The organism is Cognatilysobacter lacus, assembly GCF_008274655.1.
Taxonomy (GTDB): domain Bacteria; phylum Pseudomonadota; class Gammaproteobacteria; order Xanthomonadales; family Xanthomonadaceae; genus Cognatilysobacter; species Cognatilysobacter lacus.
Genome location: NZ_VTRV01000189.1, coordinates 1 through 4504 on the forward strand (window position 1 = coordinate 1; position 4504 = coordinate 4504).

At 66.6% G+C, this 4504-nt stretch carries 2 protein-coding genes; both read right to left on the minus strand.

The window, feature by feature from the left end:
* Positions 1-53 precede the first annotated feature (53 nt).
* Positions 54-2189, minus strand: a complete 2136-nt coding sequence (locus FW784_RS12775; protein WP_149353717.1) for a S9 family peptidase — start codon at positions 2187-2189, stop codon at positions 54-56.
* 111 nt (positions 2190-2300) lie between these two features.
* Positions 2301-4400: a prolyl oligopeptidase family serine peptidase gene (locus tag FW784_RS12780; protein WP_187770810.1), complete on the minus strand. Its 2100-nt coding sequence runs from the start codon at positions 4398-4400 to the stop codon at positions 2301-2303.
* Positions 4401-4504 lie beyond the last annotated feature (104 nt).

Genomic DNA, 4504 nt, shown 5'->3' on the forward strand with positions numbered 1-4504 from the left:
GCAGCGTGCCGGCGGCCGATCGGGCGCCGCCTGCACGCGGCGCCCATCCGAGATCACCCGGCGGCTGCAGGGTCCCCGCGCACGCCCAACCGATCGAGCGCGAATGCGTACATCTCGGCCAGCTCGCGATAGCGACGGAAGCGGCCCGACTTGCCGCCGTGGCCGGCGTCCATGTTCGTCCGGAACAGAACCGGATTGCCCGACGTGTCGAGATCGCGCAGGCGTGCCACGTACTTGGCCGGTTCCCAGTACTGCACCTGCGAATCCCACAGCCCCGTCCCGACGAACATCGCCGGGTAGGCCTGCCGCGTCAGGTTGTCGTACGGCGAATACGTGAGCATGTAGTCGTAGCAGTCCTTCTTCTCCGGATTGCCCCACTCGTCGTATTCGTTCGTGGTGAGCGGGATCGACGGGTCGAGCATCGTCGTCACCACGTCCACGAACGGCACCTGCGACAGGATCAGCCGGTACTTGTCCGGCGCCATGTTGCTGATCGCGCCCATCAGCAACCCGCCCGCGCTACCGCCGTACGCGGCGACGCGATCCTTCGACGCATAGCCCTGCTCGACCAGGAAATCGGTGACGTCGATGAAATCCGTGAAGGTGTTCTTCTTGCGGAACAGCTTGCCGTCCTCGTACCAGCGCCGGCCCATTTCCTCGCCACCGCGGACGTGCGCGATCGCGTAGGCCATGCCGCGATCGAGCAGGCTCACCACGGGCAGGTTGAATGCCGGGTCCATGTTCGCGCCGTAGCTGCCGTAGCCGTACTGCAGCAGCGCGGCACGGCCGTTCTTCTCGAAACCCTTGCGATAGACGATGGACACCGGGATTTTCGTGCCATCGCGCGCTGTCGCCCACAGGCGTTCGGTGACGTATCGGGACGCATCGAAGCCGATGACTGGTTGCCGCTTGAGGAGCACCCGTTCGCCACTGCCGATGTTGACCTCATAGGTCGTCGCCGGCGTAGTCAACGACGTGTAGGTGTACCGCAGCCAATCGGTCTCGGGCTCGGCGTTCGTCGCCAACCCCATGCTGTAGGCCGGTTCGTCCGCCTTGACGAATTCCTCGGTGCCGTCGCTCTTCAGCACGCGCACGCGTTCGAGCCCGTTCGCGCGCTCGGAAATCACGCTGAAGCCCCGGAACAGCTCGAACCCGTCAATGAAGACGTCGTTGCGGTGGGCGATCCACGGCTGCCACGCGTCGCGCGAGCGCGCGTCGGTCGGCGCCGTCATCAGCTTGAAGTTGGTGGCACCGGCTTCGTTGGTACGGATCACCCAGCGGCCGTCGTAGTGGTCGGCGCTGTATTCGACATCGCGCTGGCGCGGCGCGAACACGAAGAACTCGCGCGGATCATCGGCGGGTGCGCAGCGCATTTCGTCGGAGACGGTGCTGCTCAGGCCGATGCAGATGAAGCGGTCATCGCGCGTGCGATCGAGCCCCATGTAGAAGCTGTCGTCCTCTTCCTCGTGGACGAGCGCGTCCTGCGCGACCGGCTCGCCCAGCACATGTCGTTTCACGCGCACGGTGAGCAGCGTTTCCGGATCATTTTCGATGTAGAAGACGCTGCGGCCGTCGTCCGCCCAGACGACGTCCGCGGAGGTGCCCGGAATCTCGTCCGCATACACCTCGCCCGAATCCAGGTTCTTGAAGCGGATGACGTACTGGCGGCGACCCACCGTGTCGTCCGCATAGGCCATCAACCGTCCGTCCTGGCTGATCTCGTACGCTCCCACGCTGTAGTAGTCGCGACCCGCGGCGAGCGCGTTCACGTCCAGCAGCACCTGCTCGTTGCCGAAATCGCCGGCTTCGTTCGCGCGCTGGATCGACATCGCGTCGATGCCGTCTGCGTCGCGGCGACGGGCATGCACCGGATAGTCCTTGCCGGCCTCGAAACGCGAGTAGTACCACCAGCCGCGATGGCGGTACGGCACGGAACTGTCGTCCTGCTTGATACGCCCGACGATCTCCTCGTACAGGCGATCCTCGACCGGCTTCAGCGGCGCCATCCACGCATCGGCGTAGGCGTTCTCGGCAGCGAGATAGGCGAGCATCTCGGGGTCGGTGCGCGTGTCGTCGCGAAGCCAGTAGTACTCATCGTCGCGCGACGCGCCGTGCGGCGCTGTCACCACGTGCGGTTTGCGCGTGGCGTCAGGCGGCGTGGGGAGATTGGCGTGCGGGTCGGCATTCATCGGCGCAGCGGTCCGGAGCATCGGGAGACGTGCATTGTGCGGCTCGCGCGGGCAAGGAAACGACAAGGCCGCCCGGAGGCGGCCTGGCGACGCGCGGGCGGAGGCCGCCGGTTACGGAGGCCCGAGCTGGTTCCACAGGAACGTAAATGCCAGCGCACTCATGTGCGCGGCCTGCGCATTGTTGGCCGAACCGCCGTGTCCGCCCTCGATGTTCTCGTAGTAGCGCACGTCCTTGCCGGCCGCGAGCATCTTCGCCGCCATCTTGCGTGCATGGCCCGGGTGCACGCGGTCGTCGCGCGTCGAGGTCATGAACAGGGTCGGCGGGTACGTCTTTGCCGGATCGAACAGGTGGTACGGCGAGAACTGCCGGATGAAATCCCAGTCCGCGGTGTCGGGGTCGCCGTATTCCGCCATCCACGATGCGCCGGCCAGCATGTGGCTGTAGCGCTTCATGTCGAGCAGCGGCACCTGCACGACGACGGCGCCGAACAGGTCCGGGTACTGCGTGAGCATGTTGCCCACGAGCAGGCCGCCGTTGCTGCCCCCCTGGATGCCAAGATGCTTCGGCGACGTGATCCTGCGCGCGACCAGATCCTGCGCCACGGCCGCGAAATCCTCGTACGCCTTGTGGCGGTTCGCCTTGAGCGCAGCCTGGTGCCAGCGCGGCCCGTACTCGCCGCCGCCGCGGATGTTGGCGACCACGTAGACACCGCCCTTCTCCAGCCACCCCTTGCCTACGCCGCCGGAATACGCGGGCGTGAGCGAGATTTCGAAGCCGCCGTAGCCGTAAAGCAGCGTCGGCGCCGTGCCATCGCGCTTCAGGTCCTTTGGATGGACGATGAAGTACGGAACCTGCGTGCCGTCCTTCGACGTCGCGAAGTGCTGCTCGATCACGTCCTTCGACGCATCGAAGAAGGTCGGCATGGTCTTCAGGACGGCGGGCGCCTGCCCGATCGTTGCCAGGGAGAGCGTCGTCGGCGTCAGGTAATCCGTCGCCGTGAGCCAGACCGCATCGCTTTCGTCCGGATCGACGGCCTTGACCTCCAGCGTGCCGAACGCGGGGGCACCCGTGAACGCGCTGCGCGCCCAGCCTTCGGCGCCGGGCGTCAGCACGCTCAGGCGGTTCTTGACGTCCTCGAGCACGTTGAGCACGAGGTGATGGCGCGTCCACGTGGCGCCGGCGAGCGAGGAATGCGCGTCGGGGGCGAACAGCACTTCGAAGTCGCGCTTGCCGGCCATGAAGTCATCGAACTTCGCCGCGATCATGCTTCCCGCGGGGTACGTCTTTCCACCCGCGGTGTACGGCTCGCGCAGCTCGAGCGTCAGCCATTCGCGGTAGACGTTCTTCTGCGCGGAGTTGGGGGCGTCGACCTTGGCAAGCGTGCCGTCGGCGCGGCGGAGGTAAAGCTCGTCGTTGTAGAAGGCGATGGTGCGGCTGACGAAGTCACGCTCGAAGCCGGGCGTGTCGTCATGCATCGCCGCGATGTACATGTCGGCATCGCTGCCCTCGTACACCACCTTCGCCGACGCCAGCGGCGTGCCGCGCGTCCATTCCTTGACGATGCGCGGATAGCCCGACGGCGTCATCGTGCCCGCGCCGAAGTCGGTGAAGACGTAGGCGTGGTCGATGTCGATCCAGTCCATGCCGCCCTTGGCTTCGGGGCGGTAGAAGCCGTCCCCGACAAACGTCTTGGTCACGAGGTCGAACTCGCGCGTGACATCCGCATCGGAGCCGCCGTTCGACAGCGCCACCAGGCAGCGCCGGTACTCGGGTTTCAGGCAGTTGGCGCCATGGAAGACCCACTTGACGTCCTCGGCGCGGCCGAGCGCGTCGATGTCGAGCACGGTCTCCCACTGCGGATGCGGCTTCCGGTATTCGTCGAGCGTGGTGCGGCGCCAGACGCCACGCTCGTGCTGCGCGTCCTTCCAGAAGTTGTAGTAATACGCACCGATCTTCTCGACGGCCGGGATCTTGGCGTCGGAATCGAGGATGGCGCGGATGTCGGCTTCGAGCGCCTTGAACTGCGGCGTGGTCGCCAGCTCGGCTTCGGTGGTGCCGTTGTGCTCGCGCACCCACGCGAGCGGGCGCTCACCGGTGACGTCTTCGAGCCAGAGATACGGGTCGTTCTGCATGGCGGCCTCTTGCGCACCCGCGGCGCCCGAGGTGGCCAGCACGGCAGCGAACAGCAGTCCGGTGGTGCGCAGGGGCATGGGTCGGGCGTCGACGGGAAACCCGGGACGCTAGCACAGCGCCCCGGACCGGCTTCGCGCATCTCAAGCCGCGCGGCGAGCGCCCGGACGACGTGCGGGACGCG